The organism is Microbispora bryophytorum, assembly GCF_043197435.1.
Classification (GTDB): domain Bacteria; phylum Actinomycetota; class Actinomycetes; order Streptosporangiales; family Streptosporangiaceae; genus Microbispora; species Microbispora bryophytorum.
This window is the reverse complement of record NZ_JBICTF010000007.1, coordinates 75,172-91,897: the sequence shown is the minus strand read 5'-3', so window position 1 is coordinate 91,897 and position 16,726 is coordinate 75,172. Positions and strand designations below refer to the sequence as shown.

Annotated in this window: 12 protein-coding genes; 5 read left to right on the top strand and 7 right to left on the bottom strand. The window is 71.0% G+C overall.

What is annotated here, in order from left to right; all coding sequences use genetic code 11:
• The first annotated feature begins 43 nt into the window (after positions 1–43).
• Entirely contained in the window at positions 44–973 is a 930-nt protein-coding gene (locus ACGFIB_RS24575; protein WP_208762417.1) for an SDR family oxidoreductase, read from the top strand.
• Between the two features lie 51 nt (positions 974–1,024).
• Here ACGFIB_RS24575 and ACGFIB_RS24570 read toward each other — a convergent pair whose 3' ends face one another.
• Positions 1,025–1,942, bottom strand: coding sequence for an RNA polymerase sigma-70 factor (locus ACGFIB_RS24570; protein ID WP_357248813.1), 918 nt, complete (start codon positions 1,940–1,942; stop codon positions 1,025–1,027).
• Between the two features lie 538 nt (positions 1,943–2,480).
• On the opposite strand from ACGFIB_RS24570, the gene ACGFIB_RS24565 reads away from it, so the two are divergent.
• A complete protein-coding gene (locus ACGFIB_RS24565; RefSeq protein ID WP_393375193.1) occupies positions 2,481–4,589 on the top strand; it encodes a prolyl oligopeptidase family serine peptidase in 2,109 nt (702 codons plus the stop codon).
• A 2-nt stretch (positions 4,590–4,591) separates the two neighbouring features.
• On the opposite strand, the gene ACGFIB_RS24560 is transcribed toward ACGFIB_RS24565, so the two are convergent.
• From ACGFIB_RS24560 to ACGFIB_RS24550, 3 genes are all read right to left on the bottom strand, one after another.
• Positions 4,592–5,575, bottom strand: coding sequence for a WxL protein peptidoglycan domain-containing protein (locus tag ACGFIB_RS24560; RefSeq protein ID WP_393375191.1), 984 nt, complete (start codon positions 5,573–5,575; stop codon positions 4,592–4,594).
• Between the two features lie 79 nt (positions 5,576–5,654).
• The gene (locus ACGFIB_RS24555) at positions 5,655–7,250 is read right to left on the bottom strand and encodes a fibronectin type III domain-containing protein (RefSeq protein ID WP_393375188.1); all 1,596 of its coding nucleotides are present in this window, start codon (positions 7,248–7,250) and stop codon (positions 5,655–5,657) included.
• Between the two features lie 116 nt (positions 7,251–7,366).
• Positions 7,367–8,599 carry a HupE/UreJ family protein gene (locus tag ACGFIB_RS24550; RefSeq protein WP_393375185.1) on the bottom strand — a complete coding sequence of 411 codons (1,233 nt, stop codon included), beginning with the start codon at positions 8,597–8,599 and terminating at the stop codon, positions 7,367–7,369.
• 174 nt (positions 8,600–8,773) lie between these two features.
• Here ACGFIB_RS24550 and ACGFIB_RS24545 point away from each other — a divergent pair, with 174 nt between their 5' ends.
• Both ACGFIB_RS24545 and ACGFIB_RS24540 read left to right on the top strand, forming a co-directional pair.
• Complete coding sequence (locus ACGFIB_RS24545; RefSeq protein WP_189105059.1) at positions 8,774–9,445, top strand: type 1 periplasmic-binding domain-containing protein; 672 nt, start codon at positions 8,774–8,776, stop codon at positions 9,443–9,445.
• Between the two features lie 742 nt (positions 9,446–10,187).
• On the top strand, positions 10,188–13,226 hold the full coding sequence (locus tag ACGFIB_RS24540) for a DUF222 domain-containing protein (RefSeq protein WP_393375182.1): 3,039 nt from the start codon (positions 10,188–10,190) through the stop codon (positions 13,224–13,226).
• Between the two features lie 51 nt (positions 13,227–13,277).
• Here the strand turns inward: ACGFIB_RS24540 and ACGFIB_RS24535 are convergent, their stop codons facing one another.
• Entirely contained in the window at positions 13,278–13,904 is a 627-nt protein-coding gene (locus ACGFIB_RS24535; protein ID WP_142574582.1) for a class I SAM-dependent methyltransferase, read from the bottom strand.
• Between the two features lie 90 nt (positions 13,905–13,994).
• Positions 13,995–14,627 (bottom strand): NAD(P)-dependent oxidoreductase, encoded by a 633-nt coding sequence (locus ACGFIB_RS24530; RefSeq protein WP_357265750.1) that lies wholly within the window; start codon positions 14,625–14,627, stop codon positions 13,995–13,997.
• A 51-nt stretch (positions 14,628–14,678) separates the two neighbouring features.
• On the opposite strand from ACGFIB_RS24530, the gene ACGFIB_RS24525 reads away from it, so the two are divergent.
• The gene (locus ACGFIB_RS24525) at positions 14,679–15,179 is read left to right on the top strand and encodes a MarR family winged helix-turn-helix transcriptional regulator (protein ID WP_357265748.1); all 501 of its coding nucleotides are present in this window, start codon (positions 14,679–14,681) and stop codon (positions 15,177–15,179) included.
• Here ACGFIB_RS24525 and ACGFIB_RS24520 read toward each other — a convergent pair.
• Positions 15,166–16,356, bottom strand: coding sequence for an MFS transporter (locus ACGFIB_RS24520; protein WP_357248784.1), 1,191 nt, complete (start codon positions 16,354–16,356; stop codon positions 15,166–15,168). The genes ACGFIB_RS24525 and ACGFIB_RS24520 overlap by 14 nt on opposite strands.
• Between the last annotated feature and the right edge of the window lie 370 nt (positions 16,357–16,726).

The window sequence follows — 16,726 nt, the reverse complement described above, 5'->3', positions numbered from 1 at the left end:
CTTGTCGGCAGACCGAAACTCTCTGTTGACCAGGAGGTTTGCTGTGGATGCCGAAAATGTGCCCGATCTGACCGGCAAGCTGGCCGTGGTGACGGGCGGCAGCGACGGTCTCGGTCTCGGCTTGGCGATCCGCCTGGCCGGGGCCGGGGCCGAGGTCGTGCTGCCGGTCCGCAATCCCGCCAAGGGAGCCGCCGCCGTCCAGAAGATCCTTGCGGCGGTGCCGGAGGCCGCCGTCTCCACCCGTGAGCTCGACCTGGCCTCGCTGGAATCGATCGCGGCGCTCGCCGCCACCCTTCGACACGAGGCCCGCCCGATCGACATCCTGATCAACAACGCGGGCGTGATGGCCCCCGCCACCCGGCAGACCACCACGGACGGCCTGGAGCTGCAGTTCGGCACCAACCACATCGGCCACGTGGCGCTGGTGGCACGACTCCTGCCGCTGCTGCGCCTCAGAGGGGCGCGAGTCACCACGATGTCCAGCAGCGCCGCCCGCTCCGCCGCGATCGACTGGGACGACCTGCAGAGCGAACGGAAGTATTCGCCGGTCCGCTCGTACGGTCAGTCGAAGCTGGCCAACCTGCTCTTCGGGCTCGAACTGGACCGGCGCAGCAAGGCCGGCGGATGGGGCGTCGTCAGCACCGTCGCACATCCCGGCACGACTCTGACCAATCTCTACGCGTCCGGCCCGAACATGGGGCGCACCCGCTCCGCACCCTACGAGAGGATCATGAAGCTGCTCCTCCGGTGGGGTCTGTTCGTGCAGACGGTCGACGCCGGGCTGCGGCCGGCCCTGTACGCGGCCACCAGCCCACAGGCGCAGGGCGGCCGCTTCTACGGCCCCGACGGCATCGGCCAGTTCACCGGTGGGCCGACGGAGTTGTCCCTCTACAAATCCGTCCGGCCCGAGCGCGACGCGGCCCGGTTGTGGACCGTCTCCGAGCGGCTCGCCCAGGTCGAGTTCCCCGTCTGAGGGAGGGAGCCGGCTTCGGGCGGGCCGGCCGCCACCCGGCGCGCGACGGCGTCAGCCCGCGGCGGACAGTGCGGCGAGTGCGGCGATCTTGGCGGGGTTCATCATCCACAGCACCTGGTCGATGCCGTCGTCGGAGGCGTTGACGGTGAGGACCGCGAACAGCTCGCCGTCGTGGCGCAGCAGAGCGGCCGCCTGCCCGTTCACGTCGGCCCATTCCACCTCGACCCCGGCCCAGAACCGGTCCGCGAACGCTCTGAGGTATTTCGCGACCCGGAACGCGCCGAACACGGGGATGCGCGAGGCTCGTACGGCGCCGCCGCCGTCGGAGTAACTGATGACGTCCGCGGCGAGGAGCTCTTCCAGCGCGGCAAGGTCGCCCGAGCGGGCGGCGGCGACGAAGGCGGTGAGCAGTCTGCGCTGGTGGGCCCGGTTCACCGGTGCCCGGCGCTCGGAGGCGATGTGCCTGCGTGCCCTGCTGACGAGCTGCCGCACCGCGACCTCGCTCGCCTCGATGATCTCGGCGATCTCCCGGTAGGGATAGTCGAACGCTTCCCGCAGCACGTAGGCCGCGCGTTCGGTGGGCGAGAGCTTCTCCAGCAGGAGCAGGACCGCGAAGCTGAGGGCCTCGCCTCGCTCGGCGCCGAGGTGAGGGTCGTTACCGGTGTCGACGGGTTCGGGAAGCCACGGGCCGACGTACGTCTCGCGGCGGACCCGCGCGGACTGGAGGGCGTTGATGGCCAGGCGCGTGGTCACCGTCGCCAGGAACGCCCCCGGGTCGGCCACGATGCCGCGGTCGTATGCCTGCCAGCGCAGCCAGACGTCCTGTAACAGGTCTTCCGCTTCGGTGGAACTGCTCAGGATCCGGTACGCGATTCCGAACAGGCGCGGCCGCACGCTCTCGAACGTGGCAGCCGCCTGGTCGAGGTCCTCGGTCCCGCTGTGCTGGCTCCTCGCGCCGATGTCCCCCATGGTGATGGCCCCGTTCCGCCGGCGATGGACCCGTCCAGCCTTTCACCCGCCCGCCCGGTGCTCCGGCCGGGGACCGCGGTTCGGCGCCGGTGCTGCCGATCCGGCCGCGTCCCACGCCCGTCGGCCCGGGATCTACCGCGGAAGACTCCGAACTGCCGTCGTAGGAGATTGATCTCCAGTGGCATTCCCGTACGCCATCGTTTCTTTCGGTGAATTTAACGGGAGTGTGATTGACGGCTTTTCGCCGCACGGTCGGTCGAGGAGCCGGAGGCGGCGCCCGAGTTTATCGATCCCGGGCGCGGGGACGGTTCGCCTCGTAATCGCCCATAATGGGTGAGCCGAACGGATCCAGGAGGCTGATATGACTGGATACCTGCCGTATCGCGATTCCACTCCCGCTGCCCGCGTCGGCGGCGTACGCGGCTGGCAGGCGGACATTCTCCGCGGCGAGTCGTAGCCGAGTGAATCGAGGTGCTGCGGCTGCGGGCCGCAGTGCCTCGACCCGTTACGGCGCACCTATCGGAGGCGGGGGACCTTCATGCCGCGATTGTTCTACCCTGCCGCCTGGCGCGGCGATGTGGTGGAGGATCTGTTCGGATTCCCGGTTTCCGATCCTTATCGATGGTTGGAAGACAGCGATGACGCGCGCGTGCGGGACTGGGCCGCGGCCCAGGATCGCCTCTTCCTCGCCTGCCGCGAACAATGGCGTGAGAAGGAATTCTGGGCGTCTTCGGTCGACCAGGTGTCCTCCTTCGGCGTGCCGGAGCCGCCGACGGTGCGGGGCTCGCTCATGTTCCTCGCCGAGCAACTCTGCGGGGACGAGCAGCGGCGCCTGATCGTCGTCGACGCCGAGGGCGACAGGCGGGTGCTGGTCGATCCGATGGAGATCGATCCGTCCGGGCACACGGGGCTCTACGCCTGGTGGCCGTCGCGCGAGGGCGGACGTGTGGCCGTCCAGATGGAGGTCGCCGAGCAGCCCGGCAGCGACATCGTGGTGCTCGACGCGCGCACCGGCGAGGTGGTGGACGGGCCGCTGCCGCGCGCCCGCAACACCTCGGTCGCCTGGCTGCCCGGAGGAGACGCGTTCTACTACGTCAGCCGGGTCCCCGGCGAGGAACTGGCCCCGGACGACATGCGGCTGCACCGGCGGGTGCGGTTGCACCGGATCGGCACGCCCTGGCAGGACGACACCGTGGTGTTCGGCGGCGAGGACGCCCCGGACCACTATTACGGGCTCACCGTCGGCGCGGACGGCCGTCGTCTCGCCGTCACCGCCGTGGCCGGGCCCACCGCGCAGAACGACGTGTACGTGGCAGAGCTCGGCGATCCGGAAGCCCCGCGCTTCGTCAAGGTCGTGGACGGGGCGGCCGTCGGCGCCCGCGTCCTGCCGCGCTTCCTCGCGGACGGCGCCCTGCTGCTCGTCACCGACCACCAGGCTCCGTGCGGCCGGGTCTGCGTGGCGGACCGGCACGATGCCGGCCCGGCCGCCTGGCGCACGCTGATCGCCGAAGATCCTCAGGCTCCTCTGGACGAGTGCCTGGTCCTGGACGGCCCGGCGCTTACGCGGCCCCTCCTGCTGGTGGCACGCGCCCGCCACGGCACCTCCGCCCTGACGCTGCACGACCTGGCCGACGGCCGGCTGCTCACCGCGCTGCCCCTTCCCGGCGCGGGCGTCGTGTCCTGCCTGCGCGCGAGCGTCCCGCACGGGCACCAGGCCTGGTTCAGTTACTGCGACGCGACCACCCCTCCCACCGTCTACCGCTACGACGCGGCGCTCGGCACGATGGAGCGGGAAGCCGGCGCCGCCACAGCGGGGCACGCTCCGCGGATCCGCAGCCGCGCCGTCCGCTGTCGCGCCGGTGACGGCACCGAGATCACGCTGTTCCTGTTCACTCCGGACGAGGAGCACCAGGGGCCGCGCCCCACCCTCCTGTACGGCTACGGCAGTTTCGGCATGCCGATGCGCCCCTGGTTCTTCCCCCCGGCGGCCGCGTGGGTCGGCGCCGGCGGCACCTACGCGGTCGCCTGCGTACGCGGAGGCGGCGAGGAGGGGCAGCACTGGCACGACGCCGGCCGCGGGCCGAACAAACACCGCGCGATCAGCGACTTCAACGACGCCGCGGCCTGGCTCGTCGAGACCGGCACGACCACCCGCGACCAACTCGCGATATACGGCCAGTCAGCCGGCGGTCTCCTGGTCGTCGCCGCCGCCGTACGGCGACCGGACCTGTACGCCGCGGTCGTCGCCGAAGGCCCGCTGTGCGACATGGTGCGCTACGAACGATTCGGCCTGGGATGCACGTGGACCGACGAATTCGGCAGCGCCTGCCGGCCCGAACAACTCCGGTGGCTGCTGACGTACTCCCCGTACCACAACGTCACGCCCGGGACCCCCTATCCGGCCTTCCTGTTCACCGGCGCGGTGACCGACCTGCAGACCGGACAGGCCCATGTCACCAAGATGTGCGCGGCACTCCAGCACGCCACCGCCGGTGACCGTCCGATCCTCATGCGCCGGGAACCCGGCACCGCCCACGCCGCCTCGCCCGCGAGCAAGGAACGGGCCCTGACCGCGGACATCCTGGCCTTCGCCGCCGAACACACCGGCCTGGCGTCGAAGACGACGTGCGGTTCCGGGAGCGCGTGACATCACCGGCGCCGGGAGGCCAGAGCCGCGACGAGGAGCCCGCAGAGGACGACGAGGACAAGCAGCGGCGCCCAGGGGAGGGTCCACGCGTGCGCGGTGCCGTCGACGGCGGCGAGCGGGGCGACCGAGCCCGCCGCGTCGGTGAGCAGCGGGACGAGCGTGACCGTTCCCGTCAGTCTCAGCGCGGGAGTCACTCCGCGCACCGGTACGGAGACCTTCCAGGTGTCGCCCGGGAGCAGCGGGGGCGAGTCGTCGATGTGTCCCGCGCGGGCGTCCCAGTGCCCGAACGGTCCGGACAGGGCCACCGCCTGACGAGCGCTGAGAATGCTGTCGCCGTCGTTGCGGACCGTGTAGGTGACGGTGGCCTCGCCCGTTCCGAGAGGATTGGGCGTGCCGGAATAGCGCACCCGCAGGTCCTCCACCGACAGGCTCGGCTTCAGCTCCCCGCCCACGCGCAGGCGGATCCGGATGCCGAGACGCCGTCCGTCGTCCGGCGCGCCGGACGGGGCCGGCGAGGTGACGATGCCGCCCATGTACTCGCCGGGTGCGGCGTCGCCGGGAAGCGCGACCGTGAAGGGCACCTCGGCCGACTCGCCGGGCTGGACCGTCACGTCGGACCGGTCCGGATGGACCCAGGCGCCCACCGCGGCCGGCTTCGTCTCCTGGCCGCGCAGGTCGAGCCGGCCCTGCTCGGTGGTGAACGCGTCCGCGGCGTAGACGCTCAGGTGGAGCGGCGTCGTGCCGTGGTTGGCGACCACGAGACCGTCCTCGATCCGCCCGCCCGGGTCCAGCGTGTAGCTGTAGTTCGGCCGGTCGGACCCGAAGTCGCCGGGCGCCGTCGCGACCGTCCAGGAGACCTCGCCGTCCGCCGCCACGGCGGGGGCAGTCGCCGCTCCGCACAGGCCGAACGCGGCGAGCAGCGCCACGACGACGGCGCGGGTGAGGGAGCCGGCTGCGGCTGCCGTACGGGGTCTCGGCGGGTGCATCTGCATGATCCTCGGGTGGTTTCGGGGGAGAGTGGGGCCGGATCGGCTGATCGCTACGGCCCCACTCGCCCTCGGTCGTCTACTGGAGCCAGTCGGACTCGGGCTTGCCGGGCTCGCCAGGCTTACCGGGTCCGCCGGGCTTACCGGGTCCACCGGGCTCGCCGGGCTTACCGGGTCCACCGGGCTTGCCGGGCCCGCCTTCGTTCGTGTGGATCACGACCTGGTCGACGAGGGAGCCGACCGGCTGAGCGGCGCTCGCCCCGCTGTCCGGGCCGCACCAGTCCTCCTGGCCCAGCTCCACCGCGGCGTTGGGGGCGGCGCAGGTGCCGCTGCGGATGTTCTGGACGACGAGCTTGTCGCCGCGCACCTGGACGCGCACGTACGTGCGGACGTGCTCCTGGTTCTCGACCGAGTTGGCCCAGTGGTTCTTGGGGTTCAGCGGGTCGGGACCGTAGTTCGGGTCCTTGGCCGTGTTGGGAGCGGTGAGGTTGTAGTACTTCGAACCCGACGCGGAGTTGGCCGTCACGTAGATGACGCCGCCCGGGCCCTTGAACACCTCGGTGGCGCCGGGCTGCTCGTCCTTGTTCGCCTTCTGGCCGTTCTTGATCACGTAGCTACGGGAGTAGCTGTGGTCGTGACCCTGAAGGACCAGGTCGACGCCGAGATTCGAGAAGGCCGTCGGGAAGTCCTGGCGGCGCACCTGGTTGTCGCCGTCGTTCGCGTGGCTGGCCGGCGAGTAGATCGAGTGGTGGTAGATCAGCACGGTGTGCTTGGCGTCGCGGCCGTGCTTGTTGACGACGTCGGTGACGTAGTTGATGTGCGCGGCGTCCGACCCGTTGGCGTACGCGTTGCTGTTGAGGTCGATGAACAGGATGTTCTTGTACGTGAACCAGTAGTCGCCGCCCGACCGGGTGGCCGCGTCGCCGTTGTAGTACGGCGTGGAGCGGTCGGTGTTCGGCGTCCAGAAGTGCTGCTCGTACGCCTTGCCGCCGACGTCGTGGTTGCCGATGGTGGCGGCCCACGGGTACTGGCGCAGCTTGTCGGACGCGAGGAACGCGTTCCACTGCGTCTCGTTGTTGGCGCTCTCGATCTGGTCGCCGCCGGACACCAGCAGCTCGGCCTTCGGGTTGGCGGCGAGGGCGACGTTCAGGGTGTCCGCCCACCCGGCGCCGTCCTTCGCCACGTCGCCGGACGAGCCGATCTGCGGGTCGCCGAAGAACAGGAAGTCGAGGTCGTTGCCCTTGAAGTTCTGGGTCGTGAAGGAGTACGTCGGGGACCAGGCGCCCTCGGCGCCGACGCGGTAGGAGTACTCAGTGTTCTGCTTGAGGCCGTCGATCGTGGCGTGCGCGTTGTAGCCGCCGTTGACGGTGTTCGCCGTCACGGTGGCGGGGAAGGTGACGGAGTCCTTCGGGAAGTCGCCGTGCACGAGCTTCTTGGCCGGCGCGACCTGCACCACCTGCGCGGTGCCCGCCGAGGAGTACCACGACAGGACACGCTGCGTCTCGTCGGCGCCCACACCGAGGACGACGCCGGTGAGCGTCGCGCTGTCGGCGTGGGCCGCGGTCGCCAGGCCGCCGCCGAACACGGCGCCGGCGCTGAGGGCCGCCGCGGTGGCGCTCATGGCCACCCGGCGCAGGACGAGCCCGGGGCCCTGAGTCCCCTTGTCGAGCTTCATGGCTTTCCATCCATTTGGGGGTTATTGGAGCGTTCTGCACGCTTTCGGTATTCGGTGTCAGGGAGATGAACGCGAAGCAGGCGGACCGTTGCGCTTGCCGGAAGTGTGAGGTGATCTCAGAGCCCGAGCACTCTCTGCACGAACCACACCAGGCCCATCGCGGAAACACCCGCCGCGATCGCCCCGGTCGTCCACAGCCCCGCGATCGACCGGCGGTGACGCAGCAGGGCGAGCAGCGGGAAGACCGCGACGATGATCGTCAACTGGACGACCTCGATGCCCACGTTGAAGACGAGCAGCGACCACAGGAGCGTCCACGACCAGGCCTGGTCGATCCCCAGCGCCGAGGCGAAGCCGAGTCCGTGCACGAGGCCGAAGCAGAAGACCACCGCGAGCCGCGTCCAGCCCGCGCGGTCCAGGCTCAGGTGACCGTGACCGGCCGTTTCGAGATCCGTGGCGTGCGAGCGACGTCGCCAGATGCGCCACAGATGCCAGCCCGCGACGACCGCGATCGACAGGGCGATGACGGGCTCGACGAACGACGCGGGCACCTCGACGAGGCCGAGGGCGGCGAGGACGAACGTCACCGAGTGGGCCAGCGTGAAGGTCGTCGCCGCCAGCACGATCTCACGCAGGCGGCGCGACCCCGCGATGAGCGCCAGCAGGAACAGGATGTGGTCGAGCCCGCCGAGCAGGTGCTCGGCTCCGAGCCGGAAGAACTCCCAGAACCGCTCGAACCAGGACTGGTGCGTGGAGAACGACCGATGCTGAGCGTCGAGGGCGGTGCTTCCGGTCTTCAGGTCGAGGTCGTAGGTGACGATCGTCTTGCTGTCGCGCACGTACCCCTCGGAGCCGGCGAACAGCGCGCTGCGCACCTCGTGGGCTTCGGCGGCCCCCGGGCACCGGTAGTCGAGGGTCAGCCGCGCGTACGGGACGCCCTCGCGTGGCCCGATCGTGAAGCCGCCGTCCCTGACCGGGGTGCACGCCTTGCCCCCGGCGGTGACGCCGAAGCGTTCGGTGACGTACGCGACGACCGAGTCGGCGTGGGCGTCCAGCGCGGCGGCCTGCTGTGCCGCGTCACCGGCCTCGAACGCCGCGGTGCCCGCTTTGAAGAGCGGGTCGTCCTTCTCGTAGTCGGCCGCGGAGACGACGAGCAGGTCGTACTCCAACTGGAGCTCGGTGCGGACGTGCCCGGCCTGCGGTGAGGCGAGGCTGGCGTAGACCGTCGAGGTGAACCCGTGAGCGAGGGCGGGCAGGGCCCCCAGGAGGGTGGACAGGGCGCTGAACAGGACGGCCACGGCTGCGGCGGCGATGACAGCACGGATACGACGCCGAGCGGCGGGGGACATATGACTCCTTTTGGCTATGGCGTACGAAATCTGCTCGACTGGGATGAACGAGCGGTGTCTCGTACGAGAACCGTCGAGGAACCACGTCCGGCGGCGACGGCCTGGGGCGCCGGAGGCCGCAGATCATGCGGTAGGAAGTAGGCGCACTTCCCGGCGCCTCGAAGGACGATCCCCATGCGCTCTCGGCTTCTGCCTGCCTGCACACTGGCCGGGGCAGTCGCGACCGCCCTGCTGGCCGGCGGATGCGGCTCCGGCGACGACTGGTCCCGGCCGCACGCGAAGCCCACCGCCGTCGGCACCCTCGGCCCGGGATTCTTCCCGGCCGTGTCACCCGCCCCGGAGGCGACGATCACACCCCGGTCCGGCTCCTGGAACGGGGTCCGCCCGCCGGAGGGCTACCGCGTGGTGTTGCTCACCGCGGGGGACGACCCCCAGACGACGACGCTGGTGAGCGCGGTGACGGCGTGGGCCGAGGAGGAGCGCGTCAGCCTCAGGACCCTCACGGCCACGCGGTCCGACCAGTTCGTGCCGACCATCGGCAGGGCGCTCGGCATGAGGCCCGACCTCATCGTCAGCGCCGGCGACGCCCTCGTCGACCCCCTGGCCCTGGTCACCCCCAACCACCTGGACCAGCAGTTCCTAGTGGTCGGCGCGGAGCTGGCCGAGCCCACGGAGAACGTCACCGCCGCCGACTGGACCGGTGCGTCGTTCCGCGGCGAGGGTCTCGGCATGTCCTCGGCGTACGATCCCGGCAGCTTCACCCCCGAGCGCGCCGCCCGTGCGGTCCGGGCGGGTGCCGCGGCCGTGCTCAACGGCATGACCGGCATCGTGCTCTGGCTCGATTAGTGTCCTGAGACCGCCGATCTTTGCCCCATATCCGGCATCGTGCTCGGGCTCGACCACAGAGGATCAAAGGCCAAGGTTATCGACCGGGCAAGTGTTTGAGCAGGTGAGCGGCCCAGTCGGGCCGGCACCCTGGCACTTCATTTTCTGTAGTGTCCCGAGGCCGCCGATCTTTGCCCCGTCGCGTCGCCTAGAAGCGGACCTCGCTTCGGTGTCGCCCCCCCCCGCGGATTCTCGCAAGCTCGGAAAGCCGCGGGGCCCGGAGTCGCCGTCGCTCGTAGCTCCGCTACGAGTTCCTCCTCCGCCTTCGATGCGCCACTCTCACCACTCTGGACACCGCTCCGTCCAGGTAACCGTGGCGGTCACGGCACTTGATGCTGACGACGCGTCGCAGGCGGGGGTGTCCGTGTTGCGGGTTGCGCCAGGCGTTGGCGGGGTTGCCATGCGCTGTGTGTGCCCGGCGGTCAGCTGGTCTGTGTCCTTCCCGTGGCGAGCGACCCGGATGTCTTCGCCGTAGCCGTCAGGACCTTGGTCCTGACCTCACCCTCGCCCCCGCTCCTTTCCTGCGAGCTCGCCCGTCCAGCTCGGTATCCGCGCCCGTAACCCGCAGACCGTTCAACGCGGCTGCGAGAGGAGCACCCCGGACAGCCGACCCCTTCCGGGCCTCAAGCACACGAGAACAACCGGCGACTCAACCTGCTGTTCCAACTATTCGCTTCTGTCGGTTGCTCAGAGTGACGAGCAGATGAAAGAATTCACACAAGAGTTCGAATCGAGCGAGGAGGGCGCAGTGGATCTGTTAGATCTGGATTCCGGCCACCGTCGTCGTTCGAACGATGCCGACAGGGACTGGTGGGATCGGCTGACCGCCGATTCCCCTCTGTGGTCGTCGGAAGGTTCGCTCGCCCGCGAGCACTTTCCGATCGCCGACCCCCAGCCGGCGCAGCACCCGAGCCGCACCAAGGCTGACAGCAGCACCAAGAGCACCGGCAGCAGTGCCAGCAGCACCGACAGCGGGCTCACCGACGGTGAGCACACCGGCGACGACGCGCCCGGTGCCGCGAGCGGCGACAGCGCCGACAGCGCCGACAGCGCTGGTGGTGCCCGTGCCGGTGCCGGGAGCGCCCGTGGTGCGGGCGGTGGCGGGAGTGCTGCCGGTGCCGGTGCCGGTGCCGGTGCCGGGAGCGCCGGTGGTGGTCAGGCCGGTCCCGGTCAGGGCAAGGGCCGGTCGTCGTGGGTGCTCGTGAGTTCGTTGCGTGAGTCGGCGCAGGCGTTGGCGCTGGCGGCGTTGCCGGACGATGCGGACATCTGCGTGGCCGAGGCTGAGGATTTGCTGTTCGCGCGGGATCGGATCACGTGTGCGTTGGCGGATCGGGTGGGGCGGGTGCATCGGGCGGGGCAGGCCAAGCAGCATGGGCATGCCTCCACCCGCAGCTGGTTGCGCACCGCCGCCGGGATGAGCGTGGCGGGGGCGGGCCGTCTGCTGACTTTGGCGGTGGAGCTGGCCCGTCTGCCGAGGGTGCGGGAGAAGTTCGCCGCCGGGGTGTTGTCGGCGGGGGTGGTGGAGGCGATCTGCACGGCCACCGCGCGGTTGAGTGATGAGCACGCGGGGCTGGCTGAGCCGATCCTGCTGGAGTTGGCGGGTAAGGCGGGGCCGGCGGAGGTGGCTAAGGCGGGGCGGTATCTGCGGGCGGTGTTGGACCCTGATGGTGAGGAGCGGGACGAGCGGGCCGATTACGGGCGGCGGTTTCTGCGGGTCCGCCCCACTGCGGGTGGCGGGTTGGAGGGGGAGTTTTATCTGCCGCGTGAGGCGGCGGCGCGGTTGCGGGCGCTGTTGGATGCTTATGCCAAGCCGCGTGCGGAGGACGATGACCGGCCGTTGCGGGTCCGCCAGGTGGATGCGTTCATCGCGTTGATGGAGCAGAAGATCGTCGCTGAGCTCCTGGTCCTGGTCAACGCCGAATCCCTCCCCACCGACCCCGAACCCGACCACCCCGAAGACCCCGCCCCCGGCCCCGACCACCCCGAAACCACCGAAGACGCCCAGGACGCCCAGAGTGCCGAGGACGCGCAGGTCGGCGAGAACGCTGAGGGCCCGCAGGGTGCCGAGGACACCGAGGACGGCCGGAACGCCCAGGGCGCGGACGGCCAGGACGGCCAGGACGGCGAGAGCGGTGAGGGCATCGAGGGTGCGCAGGGTGGCGAGGGTGCTGGCGATGATCAGGACGCTCAGGGCGCCGAGGGCGCGGCCAGTGCCGAGGACGCCTGGGACAGTGAGGACACCGGCCTCTGCGGCGGCACCAGAAGCGCTGACGGGCCTTGCCCTGTGGAAGACGGTGACGTCGAAGACGCCATCCCCACCGACGAGGCCCCCGGCAACCTCGGCGACGATGAGGCCGACAGCCTCGGCGACGCGGACCCCGGCGACGTGGGCATGACCGGTGCTGCCGCACCTGCTCAGGGTGAGGGCCCCTACCGGCCACGTCACCCCGGCACCGCCGAAGCCGAGACAGCAGCCGCTCCGGCAGCCGAAGCCGAGGCGGCAGCCGGTCCGGCAGCCGATGCCGATGCCGGGGCAGCCGCGGACGCCGCTGCCGGGAGCACCGAGCTTGACCTTGCGTCTGCCGAGGACGACGACACCGCACCGCCCAGGGGCGCAGACCGCGACCATGCCGCGGCCCACGCTGAAACAGACCCCGAGCCCGCAGCGGCATGGCCCGCCTACGGCGGAAGCACGCCCCCACACACAGCGCCACCAGACGCGGTGCCACCACATGTGGCGCGTCCCCGCGCGGCGCACTCCCGCGCGGAGGAATGGCCGGATCCTCCTCCCGAGGACGCCGCTGCGCATCACACTCACGCCGGGCACCAGCCTGCGGGGGACTACCGGCATGCGCAGGGCACGCATGACAACCAGAGCGACATGCGCTGTGAGCAGCGCCGCCACGAGCCGGACCGCCGTCGTGAGCCAGGCCGTCCTGAGCCAGGCCGTCCTGAGCCCGGCTTCGATGAGCCAGGCAGTGATGAGCAGGGCTGGGCGCAGCAGGATTCGGCACATGGGCAGAGCGCGTGCGGGTGCGGCGGCGCGGCCCGGTGCTCCTGCACGTCGGGGACAACGGGAACAGCACCGGGCGCAGTGCCGGAAGGAGCGCCGGGCGAGCCGGGGCTGGGGACACCACCGGGCAAGCCACTGGGAGCAGCGCCGGGGAGGCCGCCGGGGAGGCCATCGGGAACAGTGTCAGGGACGCTGCCGGGAACAGCGCCGGGCGAGCCGGGGCCGAGGGCAGCGCTGGGGGCGGGGCCGGGAGCTCTGTTGGGCACCGCGCCGGGGTTGTTGCTGGCGACCGGGCAGATGCTGCCCCTCGCCAGCGTGCATCGCCTGGCCCGCACCTCTGCTCTGGTGCGGTTGGTGATGGATGCCGAGGGGCAGGTGCTGGACATGGGCCGCAAGGTCCGCCTGGCCACCCCCGCCCAGCGGCGGGCCGTTTACGCCCGCTACGCCACCTGCTGGATCGACGGCTGTCCGCTGCCCGCCACCATGTGCCAGATCGACCACGCGGACAACTGGAGCACCGGCGGCCTCACCGACCTGAAACTCCTCGGCCCGGCCTGCCAGTTCCACAACCGCGACCGCTACCAGCACCCCGACCGCTACACCCGCCACAAGACCGGCACCGACCGCTGGGCCTTCACCTACCAGCCGACCCGTCCGGGCAAACCTTGGCGGACGCGGCACCAGGCAGAGCAAGGCCCCCCACAGCGGCAGGATCCGGGCGCGGACTGACGACGGCCACGGCGGTGACGACCGCCGCGCGGCTTCCGTGGGCCGGTCGGGTCAGGGCCGGACGGCCAGCACCCGGAAGCTGATCCCGCGGGTCGTCCGCGTTACCGACTCGATCGCGAAGCCGGCCTGCTCCAGGTAGGGCCGGGGATCGCGGGTGAGGTAGTCGGCTTCGAACCGCACCGACAGCGGTTCGAGCAGCCGCATTCCGGCCCGGATGACCGGGTTGCTCGACGGCCCGTGCTCGGCCAGCACGAACCGCCCGCCCGGCTTGAGCACGCGGTAGGCCTCGCGTGCCGCGGCCAGCGGATCCGGGATTGTGCACATCGTGAACGTGGACAGCACCGTGTCGGCGACGCCGTCGGGAACGTCCAGGCGCTGCACGTCGCCCTGCCGCAAGTCGACCCGCTCGCCGAGGCCGGCCTGCGCCACCCGCCGCCGCGCCAGTTCCAGCATGGGCTCGGACAGCTCGATCCCGACGACCGTGGTGCCGGCGTCGTACAGCGGGAGGTTGAGCCCCGTGCCGACCGCCAGCTCCACCACGTGGCCGCGCGCCTGCTCGACGGCCCACTCCCGGCTGCCCGGAAACAGGCGGCGCTCCCAGGCCAGCATCTGGCTGTCATACCGGTCCGCCAGCCGGTCGAAAACCCGGCGTACGTCGGCATTCGTGATAGCCCGCATCGAACGCCCCTTCGGAACGGAAGACTCCGCACATGGTGTCACGTGACGAGGCTCCGGGCCATGGTCACCAGGTGCCAGGCTCCGACGAGGTCAGTAGGCGACGGTGAAACGGGTCTGGTGGTGGCGCGGCCGTTCGGCCTCGTCCAGCAATGCCACCGCGAGGTCCTCCATCGAGATCCGGGACTCGCCCTCGGCGTCTACCACCAGCTCGTCGCCGCCCACTCGATAGCGGCCGGTCCGCTCGCCGGGGACGAGCAGGTCGGCCGGGCTTAGGTAGGCCCAGTCCACGATGGTGTTGGCCCGGCAGGCCGCCAGCTGCTCGACGCACGCCGTCGCGATCGGCTGCAGGAAGGACGGGTAGCCCGCCCGGTCCATCAGGCGGCCGCCGTCCTCGACGGTCAGGCTGCCCGCGCCGCCGACGAGAAGCAGGCGTGTGCCGGTCTTGGCGCACGCGGCGAGCAGTGTGGTGGCGACCGTGACCAGCTGGCTCTCGTCGCCGGGCGCCGGACAGGTCGCGGTGATCACCAGGTCCTGTCCGGCGGACAGCGCGATGACGTCGTTCACGTCGGTCGCGTCGCCGACCCGGGCACGTGCTTCGCCGGGCAGTCCGGCGAGCCGCACCGGATTGCGGGCCACGCCGGTCACCTCGTGTCCGCGGGACACGGCCTCGGCGACGACGCGCCTGCCCACGTTCCCGGTCGCCCCGAACACTGCGATGCGCATGCTGCTACTTCCTCTCGATTTGGGGGGTGCCGCGGGCGGTACCCTTGCCGTGTGCCGGATCATGTGGACCGTGTCCTGCAGCAGTGGGCCGACGCCCGCCCTGACCTGGACGTGACTCCGATGGCGGTCTTCGGCCGGTTGTCGAGGCTGACGCAGCTCGTCAACAACGAGCTGCGCCGCACGTTCGCCGAACACGACCTGGACCCCTCGTCGTTCGACGTCCTGGCCACCCTCCGCCGCGGCGGCCGGCAGGCCCCGGCCGAGCTCATGCGCTCCGCGATGATCACCTCTGGGGCGGTCACCCAGCGCCTCGACCGGCTGGAGGCGCGGGGCCTGGTGACGCGGACGCCCAGCGACGTCGACGGCCGTGGTGTCCACGTCGATCTGACCGACGCCGGTCGCGAGCTCATCGACCGGGCGCTTCCCGACCACGTGGACACCGAACGGCGCCTGCTCGCCGGGCTCACCCCCGACCAGCGGGAGATCCTGGCCGAGACCCTCAGGCAACTGCTGATGTCGCTGGACGACCAGCCGGACCCTAGACCCGCTTGACGCCCGACACCACCAGCGACGTCAGGACCACGAGCCCCGCCGCGACCCACAGCACACCGGTCACCGCGACCGCCCCGACGATGAGGCTGGCGAACAGCGCTCCCAGCGCGATCGCCAGGTTGAACATGCAGGTGTTGAGCCCGGTGGCGGCCTCGATGCCCTGCGGCGCCGCCTTGATGATCCAGGTCTGCACGCTCACCGGCAGGCCGCCGAACGCGAAACCCCACGCGATCAACAGGATCGACCCGGTGACCGCGTTGCCGCCGAGGAACGGGAACGCAGCAAGGATGATCGCGAGCGCGACGCTCACCACGACGATCGTGCCGCGGACGTTGCGGCCCGCCCACGAGCCGGCGATGAGGTTGCCGGCCATCCCCGCCACGCCGTACGCCAGCAGCAGCGGGCCGATGAAGGCCGCGCCGACCCCGGAGACGTCCTGCAGGATCGGGCTGACGAAGGTGAAGGCGCCGTAGTGCCCGGACACCAGCAGGAAGGTGGCGACGACACCGACCCGGACGGCGGGCGTGCGCAGCTGCTCGCCCAGCGTGCGCAGCCGGACGGGCTCGGTCGCCGGCATCTTCGGCAGCAGCACGGACAGCGCGATCACCAGCAGGAGCGCGACCGCGGCGACGGCGCCGAACGCGATGCGCCAGCCGGTGAGCTCGCCGACGAGCGTGCCGGCGGGGACGCCGAGGACGTTGGCGGCCATGGCGCCGAAGAAGATCAACGAGGTGGCCCTGGCGACGTGCGTCTCGGGGACCAGCCGGACGCCGAGACCCGCGGCGAGCGACCAGAACCCGCCGATGCTGACGCCCACGAACAGCCGGGCCACCATCAGCACGGCGTACGAAGGGGTCAGCGCGGACACGACGTTGGCCACCAGGGCCAGCAGGATCAGGCCGAGCAGGACCACCCGCCGGTCCAGCCCGCGGATCGCCACGGGGAGCAGCGGCGCGGTGACGGCGGCGACCAGGCCGGACACGGTCACCATCAGGCCGACCTCGCCGTCGGAGACGTGCAGGCCGTCGCCGATGGCCGTGAGCAGGCCCATGGGCAGGTTCTCGACGGTCACCACCAGGAAGGTCCCCAGCGCGACGGCGATCACCGCGATCCAGTTCTTCAGGGGGACGCGATCTGGCCTGTCGGTTCCGGCGGAGACGGACTCGATGACTGTCATCTGGTTCCTCCTGTGCGCGTGGGCCCGGTCCGGGCAGGCGAGATCGAGCGTCGTGCGTCGGTTGGGTCGAGCTGTCGTGCCGATCGGCCCCGGCGGCCGTGGATCAGTGGCAGGCGAGTTCGCTTAGCACTAAGGGACATTACCTTAGTGCTAAGAGATTGGCCAGACGGGTGGCCGTCCGGGTTCGAGGTGCGCGGGCCGATGGCGGCGCCCGGTGCCCGGGAGCCGCGCCGGCGAATGATCCGGGGAAAGCGCTTGCCTGTGGTGCATTCTCACCACCGCCGTTTCTCGCGCATGCTCGTCGGGGCACTCCGAAACGGAGGCTAGTTCCGCGTTTCCCGCCGGGTCAACGAGAACCGGACGCTACTCG

What these genes read in the sequence shown, in the direction of transcription:
- ACGFIB_RS24570 (WP_357248813.1), bottom strand. Translation starts at nt 1,942, where the DNA reads ATGGGGGACATCGGCGCGAGGAGCCAGCACAGCGGGACCGAGGACCTC.
- ACGFIB_RS24565 (WP_393375193.1), top strand. Translation starts at nt 2,481, where the DNA reads ATGCCGCGATTGTTCTACCCTGCCGCCTGGCGCGGCGATGTGGTGGAG.
- ACGFIB_RS24560 (WP_393375191.1), bottom strand. Translation starts at nt 5,575, where the DNA reads ATGCACCCGCCGAGACCCCGTACGGCAGCCGCAGCCGGCTCCCTCACC.
- ACGFIB_RS24555 (WP_393375188.1), bottom strand. Translation starts at nt 7,250, where the DNA reads ATGAAGCTCGACAAGGGGACTCAGGGCCCCGGGCTCGTCCTGCGCCGG.
- ACGFIB_RS24550 (WP_393375185.1), bottom strand. Translation starts at nt 8,599, where the DNA reads ATGTCCCCCGCCGCTCGGCGTCGTATCCGTGCTGTCATCGCCGCCGCA.
- ACGFIB_RS24545 (WP_189105059.1), top strand. Translation starts at nt 8,774, where the DNA reads ATGCGCTCTCGGCTTCTGCCTGCCTGCACACTGGCCGGGGCAGTCGCG.
- ACGFIB_RS24540 (WP_393375182.1), top strand. Translation starts at nt 10,188, where the DNA reads ATGAAAGAATTCACACAAGAGTTCGAATCGAGCGAGGAGGGCGCAGTG.
- ACGFIB_RS24535 (WP_142574582.1), bottom strand. Translation starts at nt 13,904, where the DNA reads ATGCGGGCTATCACGAATGCCGACGTACGCCGGGTTTTCGACCGGCTG.
- ACGFIB_RS24530 (WP_357265750.1), bottom strand. Translation starts at nt 14,627, where the DNA reads ATGCGCATCGCAGTGTTCGGGGCGACCGGGAACGTGGGCAGGCGCGTC.
- ACGFIB_RS24520 (WP_357248784.1), bottom strand. Translation starts at nt 16,356, where the DNA reads ATGACAGTCATCGAGTCCGTCTCCGCCGGAACCGACAGGCCAGATCGC.